Here is an 18,031-nt window from a genome sequence, read left to right as displayed (position 1 = left end):
ACTATTAATCATCATTTAAATGACTGCAATTAAAGACTTTATACAGTATATTCATACATAATCACACTATACCATTAACAGAACTAATGTTCTTTTTCGAGTTGTTAACAACTTTAACTTTTAATGCTATCCTTATACAAAAAGGAGATTTCATATGAGTTTACCTGTTGCGATAATATTAGGGATTATTTTTGTACCAGTCTACACATATATAGGTATGCAGATAACATTCAAATATCATAATTACAGAAGAAAGCACTATAATATAAAGCCTATGTCTAATCTTCGTATTTATACTGAAACCTTCTTCCTTGTAATAGTTGGTATCGCATTTGTAGCAACACTCATCTATATAGCATATTTTAGCTAAGTTAGCTTAAAACCACCTTGCTGATCTAACTATCTCTCTATCTTCCCAACGTTCCGGGAAGATTCTTTGATAATGAGCTAATTCGCCAATTTAGCGTATTAGATGCTACTATAAATAGCTAGGGAAGGAACGATTCGTTCACCCCAGATCATGACGTCGTATTTCACGACCCCCTTTATATGCTTGATATAAGCATTTGTAATCGTTATTTGAAAAATATATAAATGATAAGTATTTAAGTGACTTGGAAAGAATCAATAAATATTTGGAATCAACTAAAGACACACCACAATCAGAGCATGAATAACCCCTACACAAAGGAGCATTACTATGGATATACTTATAGGAATTATAATCAAAGTCATAAATTTCATATTAAGCACAATGCTCGATGGTTACTTGTATACTAAAGAGTTTATTGAAGAGAGAAAGAAGAATAAGGAATAGCCACCCACTACGAGTCTTTGCACACGTACGCCCTATTTTAAGGTTGTGCGATACATAGTAATATTTAAATTGAGTAGCGTTGAAAGGAGAGGAGTGATTACATGAAATTCGGTAAGTATAAATACGATTACAACTATTTACTGATGGCGATACCACTCTTAGTAACATCTATATTTGTACCAGCAGTTTTTATAGCATTTCTAATCTGTTTAATATGCGGATTTGAGGAGCGTAAATAGGAGGGATATTATGAAATTCGGTAAGTACAAGATTGACGAGTTTTATCTAATCGTAATTGGTGGATTTTTAGTAACATCTATATTCGTACCATTCATGCTAATTTCAGTAGTAATAATGCTTATTATAGGATTAGAGAAAGAAGAATAATATATAACAAAGGGGAAATTAAAAATGTCAAATTCACATGAAACTTTACAACCTGAAATATATTTAGAAAAAATAAAAGAATCTTATTTAGAAGGTTATAAAGATAGCGTAGAAAATAGGATGTTATATCAATTCAAAAACTCTCCAGAGAACTTCCCTATTTTTAAAGATAGTAAATGGAATATTACTTTAATACAATTGGATAGTGACTTTTTTGAATATCCAAATGTATTATTAATTTCAAATAATCCAGAACAAAATGAGTATATTTATAAAGATAAACAATACGATAAAATATATCTATCTCAAAATTATTCTCAAGACGTAAATTCACCCGAAAAATACATATACAAAGAATTACCCATTATAGATTTTAATAATTCTGATTGGGTTATGGAAATCTTCTTTGGACCTATTGAAATTATAGATTACCAACTAAGTAATAGATTAGAAACCTATTATAGTGCCGGTAAAAGAAAAGCTAGTGAGCATCTGAGGGATTATAAAGAAGTCTCTACCCAAAAAATGAAAGATAAAAATCATCAAAATATATCGCCTTTTAATCATTTAAATTTAGACGATATGAAAAGAATTGTGCATGACGATACATTTGATTATCAAATAAATCAAGGGCTTGAAGCATATAAAAGAGAATTATATTTACCGGCTGCAGCCACATTTGCAGTAGCAATAGAAACATTTTTAATTAAACTTAAAGTGGCAAATAATATTAAGCATAAAAGTTCTGATACAACCATGTATGATAAATTGCTGGAAGATTTAAAAAGGGAAAATAAAATAAATTATAGAACTAAAAAGCGTGTGGAAGTGGCATATGCCATGAGAAACATTATTAATCACACACAGGCTGGTGCTGTAGCAAAAGCGGATTGTGACTTTTTATTAAACACATTAAAAGACTTAGTAGACAATAACCAAGAAACGATTACAGAGTATGATAAATCAATTGATGATTCGAAATAAATAGTCACTACAATATTTTGATTCAATTTTATTTACTATAGATTCAAAAGCTTCTTTCTTTTTTGATTGTTCTTCATCATAAATAACAAATTCATTACTGTAATTTTGTACTGATTCTTTAATATAAGCAATCTCTTTTTCATCAAAATTTATATTCAAATAATCACCAACTTTTTCTTTTATTATAACACTTTTTAGTATCTGGTACTAATTTTTAAGGAGGGATGAAAAATTGTGGTATGAACAATTCACTAATAAACATAATCAAACAAAGTATCGTTTCTATGAGAAGTACAAAGACCCATACACAGACAAATGGAAGCGCGTGAGTGTTGTTCTTAATAAAAATGGGAAGCAAATCGCAGAAAGAGGCTCAGAGGCTCTTAAATGAGCGCATAGAGAACAAACTAAATGACAAGACCCCAACAGACCTAAAAACACTTACCTTTCATCAAGCGTGCGATGAGTGGTTTAAAAATTACGTTAAAACATCTGGATCAAAACGAACAACAATTAAAACAAAGTTGAGTAAATTAAACACTTTAAAAAAATTTATAGATGAAGATATTTTAATCAATAAAATCACACTGTCATACGCACAACAAGTATTTGATGAAATAGATAATAAAGGTTATGTGTACCAAGTGAACAAAGAAGCATTAAGTATATTTAAACATGTATTTGAGTACGCAAGGCGTATTTATAATTTACAAAACTTAGAATTCTTAAAAGATATTACACTAAACAAAAAAATCAAAACGTATGATGAAATCAAGAACAAGCGCAATAAGTATCTTGAAGTAAATGAAATTAAATCTATTATAAAAGGCATTAATGCAAAAGTACAGAAACTTCATTCGGGTATTCATAAGAGATTTTATACATTCGTTGCACTCATGACTGAATTTCAAGCGTTAAACGGTATGCGTATCGGTGAAATGTTAGCCATTCAAAATGAAGATGTAGACTTTGAAAATAAAAGTTTAAATATTAATGGCACAATACATTGGTTTCATGATGAATCTGGTGGATTTGGTATCAAAGATACAACAAAGACTGAATCTAGTTACAGAACAATCGGATTAAGTAGCAGAAGTTGTGAGATATTAAGGAAAGCGATATTGGAGAACAAAAAAGATTCAAAATGGAACGATAATTACTTAGATAGAAACTTTGTATTTACTAATCACAAAGGTAATCCAATGCAGACTGAAAGATTCAATAAGATACTTAGGGAGTCAGCTAAAGATGTTGGTATCAAGAAAGAAATTTCTTCACATATATTAAGACATAGCCACATATCATTACTCTCTCAACAAGGTGTATCACTTAAAGCTATTATGGATCGTGTAGGTCATTCAGACCACCGTACAACCCTATCTATTTATTCTCACGTTACAGAACAGATGGATAAGGATATGATGAACAAACTTGAACAAGTAAAACTTGGATAATGCGCTCAAATCTGGGCGTATTTTTTATGCTTTAAATTCGATAATTTCACACACTGCCCTTTTACTAAATTCAAACAAAAAGAACCCTTCAACTATTGAAGTTAAAGGGTTTGTTAATTGTGTTGCTATTATTTTGCTGGTACTACGGCTCCGTCATATTTTTTATTGATGTAATCTTTAATTTCTTTAGACTGTAATACATCCATCAACGCTTTAATTTTTTTGTCGTCTTTATGGCCTTCTTTTACACCAATCAAGTTAGCATATGGATTATCTTTTGCTTTTTCTAAAACAATTGAATCATTTTTAGGACTTAATTTTTGATCAATTGCGAAGTTTGAATTGATGATTACTGCGTCAGCATCTTCTTTTTGATAAATCTTAGGTAAGTATTCTGCCGATTGTTTATTATTAAATTTGATATCTTTTTTATTTTCTACGATGTCATCAAATTTAGCATCTTCAGTTTTAACACCTTTTTTAATTTTAATTAATCCAGCGTCAGAGAAGAATTTTAAGAAACGTCCTTCTTCTGCAGGGTTGTTTGAAACATAAACAGTAGCACCTTTTGGTAATTCTTTTAAACTTTTATATTTCTTTGAGTAAACAGCCATAGGTTCTAAATGTACATTTCCTGCTGACTCAATTTTATAGTTTTTGTCTTTCTTTTCAGTATTTAGATAAGGCGTATGTTGAAAGAAGTTTGCATCTAACTCACCTTTATCTAATAATTTGTTAGGTGTTGTATAATCGTTAATCGTTTTAATTTTTAAGTCATAACCTTTATCTTTTAGAATTGGTTTTGCTTTTTCTAATATTTCAGCATGTGGTGCCGGAGAAGCGCCAACTGTAATTGTCTTATCTTTACCTCCGCCGCCATTACCACAAGCAGCTAATACTAATGCTAAAGCGATGATTGAAGCTAAACTAAATAATTTTTTCATATAATTGTCCCCTTTAACTTAACGTTTATCTATTTTATTAGTAACTTGATCTCCAATAAATTGGATGATAAAAACAATAATTAAGATTAAAATTGTAGAAACGAATATGACATCGTTTTGGTTTCGTGTGAAGCCAGTTAGGTATGCTAAGTTACCTAGACCTCCAGCTCCAATCACACCAGCTACTGCAGTAGAGCCTACTAATGCTATTGCTGTTACAGTTATTCCAGATATTAATGCTGGCATAGCTTCAGGTAACAACACTTTCTTAACTACTGTCCATGTTGTAGCTCCCATTGACCAAGCCGCTTCTATAACACCCTTGTCTATTTCTTTAAAAGCAATTTCCACTAATCTAGCGTAGAATGGTGCTGCACTGATAATTAGTGCAGGTAAAGCACCTGTTGGACCACTAATTGTTCCAAGTACTAAACTCGTAAATGGTATAAGTAGTAAAATTAAAATAATGAATGGTATTGCTCTGAATAAATTCACAATAAACGATACGATACTGTAAAACACTCTAGCTACTGGTGATTGGCTTTTAGCAGATAAGAATAAAAGCACACCAAGTATCAAACCAAAAATAAAAGCAAATATTGTAGAAATCAATGTCATATAAATTGTTTCATATGTAGCTAACCAAACTTCATCCCAACTTACATTAGGCATTGTTAGCATTTCCTGTAGAATCTCGCCGAATGAACTACCCATGCTTTAACACCTCCACAGAAACATGTTGTGCTGCTAAATCATTTTTGAACTTTTCGAATTTTTCAGAATTCACATCTAATAAATGTAATACTAAAAATCCTAGAGCACCATCTTTAGTATGCTTAATATTTGCTTCAAGAATATTAACATCTATATTATGTGTCTTTGTTATGTATGATACCAATGGTTCAGTTGTATTATTTCCTGTAAAATTCAATCGTACGATATAAGCAGTTTCATCTAATTCGATTAATTCAGAAATAGACTCATCAAACTCATCATTTAAGTCCTCTTTCACAAAGCGTTTTGTTACTTCATGCTGTGGATTTTCGAAAACATTTGACACTTGTCCTTGTTCAATGACGCGACCATTTTCCATTACTGCCACTTCATCACAAATACGTCTTATGACCTGCATTTCATGTGTGATAATAACTATTGTTAAATTTCTTTCTTCTTTAATTTTTAATAATAATTCTAGTATTTCATCCGTTGTTTGCGGGTCTAATGCACTTGTAGCTTCATCGCAAAGTAAAACATTAGGTTCATTTGCTAATGCACGGGCAATACCTACACGTTGCTTTTGTCCACCCGATAACTCTGATGGATAGGCGTTTTCTCTACCCTTTAGTCCTACCAATTCCACCAGTTCAATCGCTCTTTTTTTGGCTTCATTGCGTGATACACCAGCAATTTCTAATGGAAAAGTAATATTATTTAAAACATTACGTGACCACAATAGATTAAAATGTTGAAAAATCATGCTCACTTTTTGACGTTTTTTTCTCAATTCTGATTTTGATAATTTCCCAATCGTATCTCCATCAATGATGACATCTCCTGAAGTTGGTTGTTCAAGATTATTTAAAAGTCTTATCAAAGTACTTTTACCTGCACCCGAAAAACCAACCACACCAAAAATCGAGCCTGATTGAATACTTAAATCAACATGATCTACTGCTAACACATCGTGTTTTTTCGTCTTGTATCTCTTAACGATTTGATTTAATTCAATCATTGTCGTTTCCTCCTTGTATTGCTCATTCAATTAAAAAATGCTTTCTCTTTTCACTGAAGAATAGAGAAAGCAATGTCGCTTCTCTCATCTTCTAAAGTTTATCTACTTTATGTGAATTGGCACCATTTCTATTACAGACGGTTGCCGGGCTTCATAGGGCACATCCCTCCACCTCTCGTGATAAGAGTACATTATTTAATTATCCATAATCCTACCATTGTACTAAAGATTCGTCAATAATTATTTTAAATTTTCTAACAAATAAGGCACTGATTGAAATGCATAAATTCTTTTTTGTTCTTCACCTTTAGACATAAGCATAAGTATCGGTACCGATTGTATCTCATGTTGTTGACTAAAATCAGGATGAAAATTTAAATCTATTTTAGTAATTGGTAATTTTAAAATTTCATTCGCAATATCTAACATGCGTTCTGACACTTTACATGTACCACAAGTTGGCGTATAACCAAAAATTAGATATTTTTCTTTATCTACGTGTTCGAAAACATTAACACGCGTTTCATTCTTTACATTCATGTTAATAAACTGACCCTTTCAGCAATATAATCTAATTTGGCTTTTGCTACTTTTTCTTCATCTTTCACTATAAAACCATGTTTTGCTAACACTTTTGACAAATAGGCTTTAGGGCATCTCGCTACTTCACCATATTGTTTCTCTATGCGAATATGTTTACTTTCACTTAAATATTTTTTGAACCATTTACGTATCTTTTCACCTTCATCATCTGCATCCGCAAGCACATAAACTTGCTTGTCGTATAACGATTCTATCATCTCATCTAACTTATCAATTCCCATAGTACCGTTTGTACAAATGATTTCAATCGGTTGGTCAATCACCTGCTTCACCCGTTTCTTGTCTGTTTTACCTTCGACAATTATAACTTGGTTTAATATCGCCATGACAGTCACCTCTAAATGTGATAGTAAATTCAATTTTATATTTAGTTCTACACCATACATTATCAACATAAACATTTATTATAGTTTCTTATTAAAATCTTATAATTGAACCATCCATTTGTCACCATTGAACTTTTTAATGTTTTTGACACTTCAAAATCAATTAATATATTCAAGTGAAATTTAATCTTTTGTTATAGAAAAATAAAAACTCCATGATATATCGTATCGTGGAGTTTGATTTCATATTATTCACCGATCATTTCAGAATATTGGTCAGCTGACATTAACTCGTCTAATTGACTTTCATCGCTTAACTCAACTTTAACCATCCATGCTTTTTCGTATGGTGATTCATTAACGAATTCTGGACTATCTTCTAGTTCATCATTTGTTTCTACAACTTTTCCTGAAACAGGTGCATAAAGTTCTGAAACTGTTTTCACTGATTCAACACTGCCAAAAGATTCACCTTCATCAATATCGTCATCAGTTTCAGGCAATTCAACGAATACGATATCACCTAATTCACTTTGCGCATACTCAGTGATACCAATTGTTACTGTATTTCCTTCAATTTTTACCCATTCATGTTCTTTAGAATATTTTAATTCATTTGGTACTGCCACGAGAATCCCCTCCTAAATGTTTTTACATATTCATGATGCCATATGAAAGGCTTACAATCAACTATTTAATTGATTTTACAATACTTCTCATGTTTTACAATTCATCGCACAAAACTTTTCTGAAGTATATAACGGTTTTTTCAAAAGTTGTTAAAAATGAATTGTAAAAGCATGTGTGTTTACAACCAAGTTTCCTTGTATTGTTCCTCTTTAAAACCTACCGTTACTTTATCCCCTAATACTGCGAGTGGTCGTTTCACTAACATACCATTTGAGGATAATAAATCTAGTTTTTCTTCGTCAGAAAGGTCTTTCAATTTATCTTTAAGGCCTAGTTCACGATATTTTGCACCATGTGTATTAAATAGTTTATTGATATCTATACCTGTAGTATTTATGATTTCTTTAAACTCATTTTTAGTTGGTGTATGTTGCACAATATCGATGGGTTCAAAACTTACCCCGTATTCTTGTAAAAATTTAGCTGCTTTTTTACAAGTTGTACAATTAGGATATTGGTAAAATTTTATCATTTTTCAGAACCTCCTATGCTTAGTTAACACTAATATAACAAACTTATAACAAAAACGCTCTAATTATTAAGCTGATTTTTTTATTTACTGCAATTTGTCAGTTATAATGTCAATACTAATATCTTTTATAAAGGAGTCTAATTATGGAATCTATTAATACTAATGATCAATTTAAAAGCACAATACAAAGCGACGCACCAGTCATCGTTAAATTTGAAGCAGGATGGTGCCCAGATTGTAAAGCTATGGACATGTGGATTGACCCAATTGTAGAAAAATACAATAATTATAATTGGTATACTGTAAACCGCGATGAATTAGAAGATGCCGCGGCTGAAAATGACGTTATGGGTATTCCAAGTTTATTAGTTTTTAAAAATGGGGAGAAATTAGCACATTTACATTCAGCAAATGCAAAATCTCCTGAACAAGTTGAATCATTCTTAGCTGAAACATTTGAGTAATTTTTGCTTTAATTCTTTTATTTTAACTTTTAAACAATCATAATTTTAAAATAGACATTATTAGGGAGTGGATCAGAAATCTTTTTATTAAAAGATTTCTGATCCACTCCCTTTTTTCAAAATTAGAACTTATCAATGATTTGATTGTGTTGGCGTTCTCTGTGTGGCATTCTTTCTAAATCTTCCAAATCTGTTAAATATAATAACCCTACTAAACGTTCATCATCTTTCACACCAAATATTTTACGTATTTCAGGATTAAATATATAAGCCGGAGACTTCCAACATGTACCAATACCTGCTTCAAAAAGTAATAACATGAGATTTTGCGCAAATGCACCAAATGCCATATTATTCTCTAAACTTTCTTTTTGTCTTGGATCTTCTTTAACGATTAAAGCAAGCATACCACCTAAATTAGTAGCAACTTTATAGTGATCTTCCTGTTTTTTTCTTAGATTAGGAAAAGCAATTTCAGTTAATTGCTTACTCATATCTCCCAATCTATCTTTTGCGATATGAACCACTCTCCAAGGTGCTCTCAAACCGTGATTCGGTGCATCTGTAGCACGCTGTATCGCTTCATATAAAGCATCGTCATCTATATTCATATCTCTTCTAAAGACCTTTATACTTCTTCGTTGAGCTATTGCATCTTGTAGTTCCATCTAATATCGCCCTTTCACTATTGATAACTATTTTCAATTATAAGACAGGACGATAAGATTTTCAAACTACTGATATAACTTTAATTGCGCGCTTAAAGTTTCAACTTGAATCTGTCCAGGTGCTTTAGGATTATCTAAACAACCATATGATACTGCGCCTCCAAATAAACCTTGTGCAGTTCTCGAAATGGTGCCTAATTTTGACATTGCAATGCCAATGACTTGTTGCGGAACTGTATCTACTGTTGCTGATAATGCATATAATAAATTTAAAACATCTTCTTTACTTAAAGGCATGACCGCGACTTTTAAGTAATCTGGATTCATTTGATGCATTTTAAAATATAAATGTTTTAGCTGTGTGAGTGCTGGTGTTTTTTGAAAATCATGATAAGACAATATAACTTCAATATTATTTTTGTGTGCTTGGTCAATCAAGTTCAATATATATTGAGATTGTTGGTTAATTTCAAATTCTACATCAATCATATCTATGTGATTTATTTCAATTATGCTTTCAAGTAATTTAATGTACGAATCAAACGTCAAATCACCTTTACCCCCTTGTGATTGTGTCCGATACGTAACTAAAAGTTTTTTATTTAAATTTAATTCATATAATTTATCAATGACATTAGCTATATCATTTATCTCTGGTGTTGCCCAATGATCAACTCTCAATTCTATTATATCGATAGAAGTTTGATATTTTACTAATTCATGTAAAAAAGTTTGTGAAATTTTATTTTCTGGCTCTATCGTTACCGCAATTTTTACTTCAGACATTTTAAAAACTTCCTTTTCAATCAACATTAAAATTATTGTATAACAATCTTAAGAACTTACACAATCTTTAAAGCATACATTTAAACAAATAACAAAAATCCATTCACCTTTTATATGATTTAAATTTAATTTTAAGGGTATTGTTGTTATATAAGTAATTTAGGAGGTAATATAATGGCAGTAAATTATGAAACAAAAGCAACGAATACAGGTGGTCGTAACGGTCACGTGCAAACAGATGATAAAGCAATTGATGTAGCAGTCATTCCTCCAGCACAAGCTGATGCTGAAAAAGGTACTAATCCTGAACAATTATTTGCAGCAGGTTATGCATCATGCTTTAATGGTGCATTTGATTTAATTCTTAAACAAAACAAAGTCAGAGGCGCTGAACCTGAAGTCACTTTAACAGTACGTTTAGAAGATGACCCAGATGCAGAAAGCCCTAAATTAAGTGTTTCAATAGATGCAAAAGTTAAAAATGTTTTATCACAAGAAGATGCTGAAAAATATCTACAAGATGCACACGAATTTTGCCCATATTCAAAAGCGACACGCGGTAATATTGACGTAGATTTAAATGTACAAGTAGTAGAATAGTAACAATAAAAGCCCCCAAAATTCGATTAGAATTTTGGGGGCTTTTATTGTTAAATTAGTACTGCTTATGCTTATGTCGTGATGTCTTTTGATCATTTCCTCTTTTTTTAATTGTCTTCATCTTTATAATTAATCCATATGTAAATCATTAATATGGCAAAAGAAATCAAGATAAGCAAAATTAGCGAAACTATAATAGTCATTAAAGATTCCACTTATCGTGCCTCCGCTCATAATATATCACTCACCATATTATACCATAACCATCCTATCCATTCGCGTCATTTAAAAATTAAATAAAATACAATTAAACACTTAATAATTTTATATTTTTTTGGCTTTCGAAATAAACATGATTCCATGTTTTTGAATAAAATTAAATATAGTGTTGCTCAATTTTACTTTTTCCCTTAAAATCAAATTTAATACGGCGTTAAAATTAATTAAACTATTATATAAATGGTTTATAAAATTTAGGAGGCACTCAATGACAAATATACGTTACTTATCAATCGATGATATATCCAACTATAGAACATTATTAAAACGTGGCATTCATGAAGATCTTGACGTATTTGCATGGAAATTGCAAAATGATCGCTGCTTGGCCGAACTAAATTTACAAGATTTACTTTCTACCAATTCAAATAAATCAATTGTCATTGGAGCCTTTCAAAATAGCGTTTTGATAGGTGCTGTAACACTTATGTTTAATCAGAGTTATAGCTTGGCACACAAAGCAGTTATTGAGAATATGTGTGTTATGGGTGAAAACCATGAATCTAGAGAATATCTTGCTAAACAATTAATGGAATATGTATTCCAAATCTGTCAAAAAAAACAAATTGAAATTCTAATGACTTCACTTATATCAAATAATATTAGTGGCAAAGTTTTTTTTAGCAATTTAAATTTTGAATTACTTGCAATAGAAAAATTTGCTCGGAAATATGAAGTGGGTTATGTTGACGAACACTGGTTGATTTATTATTTCAACGGAGAAGATATGGCATTATTCGAATAACATATGACATAGTTATTGAAACCACCTCATTCAATCAATATACGTTCCACTACCAATGATCATTTAGCATTTTTGTTAATAACCTTTTTAATAAATGTTATGACATATTTAAAAATGACTTGCAATTAAATTGTTAAGCAAATATTATTTTATTAAGCTATCATTTAAAACATTAGATTAATAAAAGTATTTCTTAGAGAGGACTGAACAATTTGAAATATGCAACGACATTATTATCACTGTTCTTGTCATTAATTACATTAACTACCCCATTATTAGCTGTTAATAAAATTTTAGAAGAAGATATGCAATTATTAGCTGGTCTATTATTCATTTTAGGCGTACTACTCATTAATTTATATGCATGTTTACGTGGGGATCGTATTGCTAATATATTTGCAATGTTGGTATCGTTATTTTCATTCGCATTATTAAGTTATCCATTTTGGAAATCGTATGTAATAAACTTTTTCATTTAATTTTATGAATACATATTTTTTATAATATTTAATTATCAAAACACTTCATAACTATACATTTTAGTTATGAAGTGTTTTTTCTATATACATTTTTTAAAAAAGAAAAAAATTTTATTTTAAAAATTTTCTGAAAAGTATATAATGATTAAAACAAAGGGGGAAAATTGAATATATGAACTTAGCAATTCTCGGTTTTATTATGATTATCATCTTTATGGTATTAATTATGACTCGTAAAATGTCAGCTTTGACTGCATTAATTGTTATACCAACCATTTTTGCTTTAATCGGTGGTTTCTACTCAGGTTTAGGTAAGTTTATGCTTGATGGCATAGAAACTGTTGCACCAACTGGAATTATGCTGACTTTTGCCATACTTTATTTTGGCGTTATGATAGATGCAGGATTATTTGAACCAGTCATTAATCAAATTATAAAAGTCGTTAAAGGGGATCCAGTAAAAATAGCAATAGGGACCGTAATATTAGCATCAATGGTAGCACTTGATGGTGATGGTACCACTACTTTTATCATAACTGTAACTGCAATGATGCCGCTTTATAAAAAAATTGGTATGAGTCTGTATACTTTATCTACATTAGCACTTTTATCTATCGGGGTTATGAACATGTTACCTTGGGGCGGACCCACTGCACGTGCGATTTCATCTTTGCAAGTAACTACTGAGGAAGTCTTTGTACCAATCATTCCTGCAATGATTGCTGGTATATTATTTGCTTTTGGAGTTGCTTACATACTTGGAAAACGTTCAAAAAGATATCTCACATCAAATACAAATATTGATTTAAACGATATAAAACCTACTGATACAAAAGAAGAATCTTTATTAAAAAGACCTAAAATGCTTATTCCAAATGCAATACTTACAATTTCATTAATCATCTGTCTGGTTATCGGCTTAATGCCAATACCTGTTATGTTTATGCTATGGTTTGGCTTTGCAATTTTACTAAACTATCCTAATTTAAGTATCCAAAATTCTGTTGTGAAAAAACATGCTGGCGACGTACTTTCTGTAATTAGTCTTGTTTTCGCTTCAGGTATATTTACAGGCGTAATGAATGGGACAAAAATGGTTAACGAAATGGCTAATACCTTAGTACAAATTATACCAGATGCTATGGGGAACCACTTTGCACTAATCACTGCAATTCTGAGCGGACCATTTACATACTTTATGGCAAATGATCCTTTCTATTATGGTGTATTACCTATTTTAGCTGAATCTGCACAACAATTTGGCATTTCTAAAGTTGATATGGCCAGAGCTTCAGTTCTTGGTCAACCTTTACATGTATTAAGTCCATTGTATGCTGCTGGTTATTTACTTGTAGGTATGCTAGATATAGAATACGGTCAAAATCAGCGTATTGTAATAAAATGGGCAGTTGGCTCTAGTCTATTCATGATTTTAATTGCTTGTATTTTAGGAATTATACCGTGGTAAAATGTAATTCACAACTTGCAACTAGAATATATGTAAAGCAAACAAAATCGTTAGCTTTTGAATATAAAAAGCACTCATCCAATTTTTTAGTTTGGATGAGTGCTTTATTTGTATACGAGATGAATAATTTGTCTCACCAAGTTAATTAGTCGATGATACGTTTTTCGTACTGTGCTTATATTTATATATTAACGATGATAAATATAAGCTTTAAAACACTGCATAATAACAAATTTCAATCATTTATTATTTTTTCATCAATAAGTAGACAAATAACATAAAATTGTCGTTTTATTTTATGGGTACTTGGGTAAAACTTAACGTCGGATTTACAATGTTAAGGAGTGTTTTTATGGATCAGATTCATGAGTGCAAATATATTAATCCTTCAAAAATTTCTCTCGATTGGGAATGTTTTGTTCTAAGTAAAAGTGACATGGAATTGGATGGTTTACCTACAGAACTTATTAATACATGGATGACTCAAAATATTATTGAACCTTTTTCAATAAGAAATAATGAAATTAACTTTAGAACGGAAGACATTAAACATGCTTTAAAAATAAGAAATTGGTATTACGAACACTGAATCTTTATTTTAATTGACGCTTAAATTATTCAGATATAAACTTAATGCCCTTTTTGCAGATGTCATTACTTCATTGTAATTATAATTCGTTTTAAAGTATGCATATAATTCCTGATAACCAGTTGCATGTTTAGGGAAATTGTTATCTTTATTTATAAAATAGGCAAGTTGACCAAGTGGCGTGTCGTCATTAACAAAGTCAATAATAAAATCATAAAATGTCATAAGCATTACCTCGATTACTTAAATTTTAATCGTTACATGTCTTACTATTTAAAGCCTTTTCATAATCATAACAAATAATATTTATTTGTCTATCACTGTTCATTTTTAAAATTAAAAATGATGAGTTTAATTGTTGTTTCCATAGTATTTAACTAAAATTGTAAATATTGTAAAGTTTATGGGTTTCATTACTAAAGCAATAAAAATTTTATATCTTTTCACTTAAATTTTATTGTAGTCATTATTCTTTTACAATATATAAACAACCTAGGCGAAATTGTTTCGCTTAGGTTGTTTTTTATACACTAATTTTAAACTAAAACATTACCATTTTGATCTGCAGGTTTGAATACCGTAATAATTGCACCAATGATAGCTAAAATTTGTGGGATACCTGTCCAACAAAATACAAGGAACAAGAGACCCATTCCGGTTTTTCTAGCATAAAACTTATGAATTCCAAAACTTCCTAAAAACACTGCTAAAACAATATAAATCACTTTATTGACTTCATTCATTATTTTCTATCTCCTTACTTATTCGATTCACTACTATTATACAATGTTATACTAAATAAAATCTAAAATTTTAATGCTATACGCTTATTCTTTTCTAATGCGCAGACACTTTTCAAACTAAACGCATTAGAATATCTTATACTATGGCATCTTATGAATAAATGATAAAATAAGACTCAAACTAGCTTACTAATCTAAAAACAATTAATTTTTAAGTTATTGAATAAAATCATCAAATTGTACAATTAAGATGAAATGCAAAGGAGGGACAAGACTTTGAGTTTACATTTCATGATTATATTTTGGCTTTCACTCATATTTTTAGTTTGTGGAATTATTTCCTTAATAATCTATAAGTTAAAAGGTACACAACAAACAAAAGAATCTTTACTCGGACTGACTGTTATTTTAATTATTTTTGGTGTTGTAGGTATACTCTTCACTATCATTTTCGGTTAGTTCATTTTAAAACTTTCAATATACGTGCAAAGTGTAGCGATCAAACATGCTTAACTTAAACCAAACGATATTATAAACTTCTTGAGGTACCACTTAAAACAAATTAAATAAGTGGTGCTTTAGTATAAGCTTTCGCTCATATAATATTTAAAGTTCATTTTTCTTCCTAAAACCTTAACTCATTTAAAAAACGAATCAGGTATGCTTATACCTATGTTTAAGTATCGAACGTATCGATTCAGTTTGTAATAAAATGAAAAACCATTAAGAGAATAATAATTAATATAAAGAAATATATAAAACGTTTAATCGCTCTGATTTTTTCATGGCGTATTTCTTCCTTAGAGTGATTGACATTTTCATGCAACCTCGTATTTATAAATAAAAATGGCATCGTTGCTAAAAAAGCAAAAATTAATGCTAATATAATAGATAATAAAACAATCATGCTATCACCTCATATCAATATATTTATTGAACTTATTCCCTTTCGAGTTCAATTAATTCAAAATTTAAGATTCTACTGTAGAAAAATCTTAAAAAAGCACAATCATAAGGAGAGAAAAATATGAAGTTAACTTATTTACCTAAATGGCAAATAATAAATCAAAGTCAAAAAAATTTTATGATTCAAGAAGATACAACATCTATTTCTCTTGTGAGTCCAATTAATGAATACGCGATGGGCATTTTAAGCCAAATTTATTTTACGATTGAGCAAGGCAATGTTGTTAATACTACGATTGAAAATAATAGTGATGAATTGAAAGTAACTGTCGATGAAGAAAATTTAACACTTTATATCTTCGACATTTAAACAAACCAAACATGAAAGAAGCTCACTTCACCGTATTTTTATTCAATTAGTCGATGATTAGTGTATGATATATATAAATATAATTACTTTGTAACAAGCATATAAATTCATACAGGTAGGTGAAAAGATGAAACTATTAAAAAATCTGTTGTTACTTATATCTGGCGTTTTAGTGATTCGTGCATTGCTTTTAAGTATTGATAACACAAACGATGATAAAATCGAAAATAAAGTGAGCGTTCAAGATAAAAACAAAAAATAAAATCTAAACTAACTGTTCATATAAGAAGTGGGACTTGAAATCAAATGTCATACATGATTTCTCTCCACTTTTTTTGTTTCAACTATTCTGTATCACTGACTGTGTATGTACCAAATCCAAGAACAAAAATTAATATACGAGAGGTTATTATGCAATACATAAAATCCAAAATTGAAAAATACCAAATTTATATTTATTTTATTGCACTTTTTAGTGGAATAATCGTTGGCTTAATATCCAATGCTTTTGCTAATATATTAGAAACTATTATTTCTGCTAGCTTGTGTATCCTTATGTTTAGTATGTTTTCACAAATTCCATTTTTTAACATCAAACACAACTTACTTAATATAAAATCTATTTTGGCATTATTAACATCAAATTTTATAGCTATACCATTATTTGTTTTTGGTTTAATTCAATTGTTTGATGTTTCAAATGTTCCTATCATCATAGGGTTGTACCTTGTTTTACTAACGCCTTGTATTGACTACGTAATCGTTTTTAATGCTTTAGGAAAAGGAAATGAACAACTCATGTTGTTTGCTACACCACTGCTGTTTATAGGCCAAATTTTATTATTACCTTTATATTTTACGTTGTTTCTAAACATTGATATTTTTTCACAAATAGATATTTTGCCATTCTTAAAGTCATTTTTAATGTTCATAATTTTCCCTTTATTATCAGCACTTTTATTACAATATACCAGTGAAAAATCTGAAAGCATAAATCAAATATTAAAGTTAACATCTTGGCTTCCCGAAATTTTCATGGCACTGGTTTTATTTTCAATTGTAGGTTCACAAATAAATAAAATTATTTATAACTTAAATATTGTCTTTTCAGTAATACCTATTTATATTTGCTTTTTAATCGTATCCCCTTTTATAGGTACTTTATGTGGAAAATTATTTAAAGTAACACAAGAAACTAAAAGAACGATAGCTTTTAGTTCAAGTACAAGAAATGCACTTGTTGTCTTACCTTTAGCTTTAGGTTTACCAAACCATTGGGTAACCATTGCAACTACTGTCATTATTACGCAAACATTATGTGAATTATTAGGCGAACTTATCTACATCAAAATGATACCTAAATACATTAAATAATTATATTACTATTTATCAGAGGCTAATTATTATTCATTTACTCTTAAATATATTAAACTAATATATAATTAACATTTTACACCACTCTCATTAAATAGTTCATGAACTCTGTCTCATTTTAGCCAAACGCTAATTTTTCAATTTGAAAACG

Annotated in this window: 25 protein-coding genes, 1 pseudogene and 1 riboswitch; of the genes and pseudogenes, 14 read left to right on the top strand and 12 right to left on the bottom strand. The window is 29.9% G+C overall.

The window, feature by feature from the left end; genetic code table 11:
• Positions 1-918: 918 nt before the first annotated feature.
• From KA830_RS06045 to KA830_RS06035, 3 genes are read left to right on the top strand one after another with little or no spacing between them, the layout of a single operon-like run.
• Complete coding sequence (locus KA830_RS06045; RefSeq protein WP_204179752.1) at positions 919-1,056, top strand: hypothetical protein; 138 nt, start codon at positions 919-921, stop codon at positions 1,054-1,056.
• Between the two features lie 10 nt (positions 1,057-1,066).
• Entirely contained in the window at positions 1,067-1,204 is a 138-nt protein-coding gene (locus KA830_RS06040; RefSeq protein WP_204179751.1) for a hypothetical protein, read from the top strand.
• A gap of 24 nt (positions 1,205-1,228) precedes the next feature.
• Positions 1,229-2,188 (top strand): hypothetical protein, encoded by a 960-nt coding sequence (locus KA830_RS06035; protein ID WP_204179750.1) that lies wholly within the window; start codon positions 1,229-1,231, stop codon positions 2,186-2,188.
• On the opposite strand, the gene KA830_RS06030 is transcribed toward KA830_RS06035, so the two are convergent.
• Positions 2,168-2,347, bottom strand: coding sequence for an excisionase (locus KA830_RS06030; RefSeq protein WP_204179749.1), 180 nt, complete (start codon positions 2,345-2,347; stop codon positions 2,168-2,170). The two genes, KA830_RS06035 and KA830_RS06030, sit on opposite strands and share 21 nt — an antisense overlap.
• 73 nt (positions 2,348-2,420) lie before the next feature.
• Between KA830_RS06030 and KA830_RS06025 the strand changes: the two are divergent.
• Positions 2,421-3,642 (top strand): annotated as a pseudogene (locus KA830_RS06025) (tyrosine-type recombinase/integrase).
• Between the two features lie 128 nt (positions 3,643-3,770).
• Here the strand turns inward: KA830_RS06025 and KA830_RS06020 are convergent.
• The 7 genes from KA830_RS06020 to KA830_RS05990 all read right to left on the bottom strand — a co-directional run bounded on the left by KA830_RS06020 (position 3,771) and on the right by KA830_RS05990 (position 8,409).
• Positions 3,771-4,586, bottom strand: a complete 816-nt coding sequence (locus KA830_RS06020; protein WP_046207497.1) for a MetQ/NlpA family ABC transporter substrate-binding protein — start codon at positions 4,584-4,586, stop codon at positions 3,771-3,773.
• An 18-nt stretch (positions 4,587-4,604) separates the two neighbouring features.
• The gene (locus KA830_RS06015) at positions 4,605-5,300 is read right to left on the bottom strand and encodes a methionine ABC transporter permease (protein ID WP_204179748.1); all 696 of its coding nucleotides are present in this window, start codon (positions 5,298-5,300) and stop codon (positions 4,605-4,607) included.
• Positions 5,293-6,318, bottom strand: a complete 1,026-nt coding sequence (locus KA830_RS06010) for a methionine ABC transporter ATP-binding protein (RefSeq protein ID WP_046207495.1) — start codon at positions 6,316-6,318, stop codon at positions 5,293-5,295. The genes KA830_RS06015 and KA830_RS06010 overlap by 8 nt, the downstream gene beginning before the upstream one ends.
• 81 nt (positions 6,319-6,399) lie before the next feature.
• Positions 6,400-6,505, bottom strand: a riboswitch (SAM riboswitch).
• 53 nt (positions 6,506-6,558) lie between these two features.
• On the bottom strand, positions 6,559-6,858 hold the full coding sequence (locus KA830_RS06005; protein WP_046207494.1) for a thioredoxin family protein: 300 nt from the start codon (positions 6,856-6,858) through the stop codon (positions 6,559-6,561).
• Positions 6,855-7,247, bottom strand: a complete 393-nt coding sequence (locus KA830_RS06000) for a toprim domain-containing protein (protein WP_046207493.1) — start codon at positions 7,245-7,247, stop codon at positions 6,855-6,857. Before KA830_RS06000 ends, KA830_RS06005 begins: the two co-directional genes overlap by 4 nt.
• 248 nt (positions 7,248-7,495) lie before the next feature.
• The gene (gene gcvH, locus KA830_RS05995) at positions 7,496-7,876 is read right to left on the bottom strand and encodes a glycine cleavage system protein GcvH (RefSeq protein ID WP_204179747.1); all 381 of its coding nucleotides are present in this window, start codon (positions 7,874-7,876) and stop codon (positions 7,496-7,498) included.
• Between the two features lie 179 nt (positions 7,877-8,055).
• Positions 8,056-8,409, bottom strand: a complete 354-nt coding sequence (locus tag KA830_RS05990; RefSeq protein WP_046207491.1) for an arsenate reductase family protein — start codon at positions 8,407-8,409, stop codon at positions 8,056-8,058.
• 143 nt (positions 8,410-8,552) lie between these two features.
• Between KA830_RS05990 and KA830_RS05985 the strand changes: the two genes are divergently transcribed.
• Positions 8,553-8,873: a thioredoxin family protein gene (locus KA830_RS05985; RefSeq protein WP_046207490.1), complete on the top strand. Its 321-nt coding sequence runs from the start codon at positions 8,553-8,555 to the stop codon at positions 8,871-8,873.
• A gap of 122 nt (positions 8,874-8,995) precedes the next feature.
• Here the strand turns inward: KA830_RS05985 and KA830_RS05980 are convergent, their stop codons facing one another.
• Both KA830_RS05980 and aroD read right to left on the bottom strand, forming a co-directional pair.
• Positions 8,996-9,541: a nitroreductase family protein gene (locus KA830_RS05980; RefSeq protein WP_046207489.1), complete on the bottom strand. Its 546-nt coding sequence runs from the start codon at positions 9,539-9,541 to the stop codon at positions 8,996-8,998.
• A gap of 66 nt (positions 9,542-9,607) precedes the next feature.
• Positions 9,608-10,327, bottom strand: coding sequence for a type I 3-dehydroquinate dehydratase (aroD, locus tag KA830_RS05975; RefSeq protein ID WP_204180426.1), 720 nt, complete (start codon positions 10,325-10,327; stop codon positions 9,608-9,610).
• A 174-nt stretch (positions 10,328-10,501) separates the two neighbouring features.
• On the opposite strand from aroD, the gene KA830_RS05970 reads away from it, so the two are divergent.
• From KA830_RS05970 to KA830_RS05950, 5 genes are all read left to right on the top strand, one after another.
• Positions 10,502-10,927: an organic hydroperoxide resistance protein gene (locus KA830_RS05970; protein ID WP_046207487.1), complete on the top strand. Its 426-nt coding sequence runs from the start codon at positions 10,502-10,504 to the stop codon at positions 10,925-10,927.
• A gap of 487 nt (positions 10,928-11,414) precedes the next feature.
• A complete protein-coding gene (locus tag KA830_RS05965) occupies positions 11,415-11,951 on the top strand; it encodes a GNAT family N-acetyltransferase (protein WP_204180425.1) in 537 nt (178 codons plus the stop codon).
• A 212-nt stretch (positions 11,952-12,163) separates the two neighbouring features.
• Entirely contained in the window at positions 12,164-12,430 is a 267-nt protein-coding gene (locus KA830_RS05960; RefSeq protein WP_046207485.1) for a hypothetical protein, read from the top strand.
• A gap of 172 nt (positions 12,431-12,602) precedes the next feature.
• On the top strand, positions 12,603-13,898 hold the full coding sequence (locus KA830_RS05955; protein ID WP_070039157.1) for a CitMHS family transporter: 1,296 nt from the start codon (positions 12,603-12,605) through the stop codon (positions 13,896-13,898).
• 352 nt (positions 13,899-14,250) lie between these two features.
• Positions 14,251-14,487, top strand: coding sequence for a hypothetical protein (locus KA830_RS05950; protein ID WP_210134132.1), 237 nt, complete (start codon positions 14,251-14,253; stop codon positions 14,485-14,487).
• Between the two features lie 9 nt (positions 14,488-14,496).
• Here KA830_RS05950 and KA830_RS05945 read toward each other — a convergent pair whose 3' ends face one another.
• The gene (locus tag KA830_RS05945) at positions 14,497-14,712 is read right to left on the bottom strand and encodes a sterile alpha motif-like domain-containing protein (RefSeq protein WP_046207482.1); all 216 of its coding nucleotides are present in this window, start codon (positions 14,710-14,712) and stop codon (positions 14,497-14,499) included.
• 311 nt (positions 14,713-15,023) lie between these two features.
• Positions 15,024-15,230 (bottom strand): TM2 domain-containing protein, encoded by a 207-nt coding sequence (locus KA830_RS05940; protein WP_019467917.1) that lies wholly within the window; start codon positions 15,228-15,230, stop codon positions 15,024-15,026.
• 276 nt (positions 15,231-15,506) lie between these two features.
• Between KA830_RS05940 and tsaT the strand changes: the two genes are divergently transcribed.
• From tsaT to KA830_RS05925, 4 genes are all read left to right on the top strand, one after another.
• On the top strand, positions 15,507-15,689 hold the full coding sequence (gene tsaT / locus KA830_RS05935) for a type II toxin-antitoxin system toxin TsaT (protein ID WP_064209474.1): 183 nt from the start codon (positions 15,507-15,509) through the stop codon (positions 15,687-15,689).
• Positions 15,690-16,257: 568 nt separating this feature from the next.
• Entirely contained in the window at positions 16,258-16,506 is a 249-nt protein-coding gene (locus KA830_RS05930; RefSeq protein ID WP_107359963.1) for a hypothetical protein, read from the top strand.
• A 127-nt stretch (positions 16,507-16,633) separates the two neighbouring features.
• Positions 16,634-16,768: a hypothetical protein gene (locus tag KA830_RS13800; RefSeq protein WP_256277551.1), complete on the top strand. Its 135-nt coding sequence runs from the start codon at positions 16,634-16,636 to the stop codon at positions 16,766-16,768.
• Positions 16,769-16,917: 149 nt separating this feature from the next.
• Positions 16,918-17,880, top strand: a complete 963-nt coding sequence (locus tag KA830_RS05925; RefSeq protein WP_204180424.1) for an arsenic resistance protein — start codon at positions 16,918-16,920, stop codon at positions 17,878-17,880.
• Positions 17,881-18,031 lie beyond the last annotated feature (151 nt).

The sequence above is a fragment of the Staphylococcus sp. GDY8P119P genome (genome assembly GCF_017892075.1).
GTDB classification, from domain to species: Bacteria; Bacillota; Bacilli; order Staphylococcales; family Staphylococcaceae; genus Staphylococcus; species Staphylococcus ureilyticus.
This window is presented reverse-complemented; position numbering and strand designations above follow the sequence as displayed.

Coding starts and splice junctions, on each gene's coding strand:
- KA830_RS06045 (WP_204179752.1), top strand. CDS start 919: ATGAAATTCGGTAAGTATAAATACGATTACAACTATTTACTGATGGCG.
- KA830_RS06040 (WP_204179751.1), top strand. CDS start 1,067: ATGAAATTCGGTAAGTACAAGATTGACGAGTTTTATCTAATCGTAATT.
- KA830_RS06035 (WP_204179750.1), top strand. CDS start 1,229: ATGTCAAATTCACATGAAACTTTACAACCTGAAATATATTTAGAAAAA.
- KA830_RS06020 (WP_046207497.1), bottom strand. CDS start 4,586: ATGAAAAAATTATTTAGTTTAGCTTCAATCATCGCTTTAGCATTAGTA.
- KA830_RS06015 (WP_204179748.1), bottom strand. CDS start 5,300: ATGGGTAGTTCATTCGGCGAGATTCTACAGGAAATGCTAACAATGCCT.
- KA830_RS06010 (WP_046207495.1), bottom strand. CDS start 6,318: ATGATTGAATTAAATCAAATCGTTAAGAGATACAAGACGAAAAAACAC.
- KA830_RS06005 (WP_046207494.1), bottom strand. CDS start 6,858: ATGAATGTAAAGAATGAAACGCGTGTTAATGTTTTCGAACACGTAGAT.
- KA830_RS06000 (WP_046207493.1), bottom strand. CDS start 7,247: ATGGCGATATTAAACCAAGTTATAATTGTCGAAGGTAAAACAGACAAG.
- KA830_RS05990 (WP_046207491.1), bottom strand. CDS start 8,409: ATGATAAAATTTTACCAATATCCTAATTGTACAACTTGTAAAAAAGCA.
- KA830_RS05985 (WP_046207490.1), top strand. CDS start 8,553: ATGGAATCTATTAATACTAATGATCAATTTAAAAGCACAATACAAAGC.
- KA830_RS05980 (WP_046207489.1), bottom strand. CDS start 9,541: ATGGAACTACAAGATGCAATAGCTCAACGAAGAAGTATAAAGGTCTTT.
- aroD (WP_204180426.1), bottom strand. CDS start 10,327: ATGTCTGAAGTAAAAATTGCGGTAACGATAGAGCCAGAAAATAAAATT.
- KA830_RS05970 (WP_046207487.1), top strand. CDS start 10,502: ATGGCAGTAAATTATGAAACAAAAGCAACGAATACAGGTGGTCGTAAC.
- KA830_RS05965 (WP_204180425.1), top strand. CDS start 11,415: ATGACAAATATACGTTACTTATCAATCGATGATATATCCAACTATAGA.
- KA830_RS05955 (WP_070039157.1), top strand. CDS start 12,603: ATGAACTTAGCAATTCTCGGTTTTATTATGATTATCATCTTTATGGTA.
- KA830_RS05950 (WP_210134132.1), top strand. CDS start 14,251: ATGGATCAGATTCATGAGTGCAAATATATTAATCCTTCAAAAATTTCT.
- KA830_RS05945 (WP_046207482.1), bottom strand. CDS start 14,712: ATGACATTTTATGATTTTATTATTGACTTTGTTAATGACGACACGCCA.
- KA830_RS05940 (WP_019467917.1), bottom strand. CDS start 15,230: ATGAATGAAGTCAATAAAGTGATTTATATTGTTTTAGCAGTGTTTTTA.
- KA830_RS05930 (WP_107359963.1), top strand. CDS start 16,258: ATGAAGTTAACTTATTTACCTAAATGGCAAATAATAAATCAAAGTCAA.
- KA830_RS13800 (WP_256277551.1), top strand. CDS start 16,634: ATGAAACTATTAAAAAATCTGTTGTTACTTATATCTGGCGTTTTAGTG.
- KA830_RS05925 (WP_204180424.1), top strand. CDS start 16,918: ATGCAATACATAAAATCCAAAATTGAAAAATACCAAATTTATATTTAT.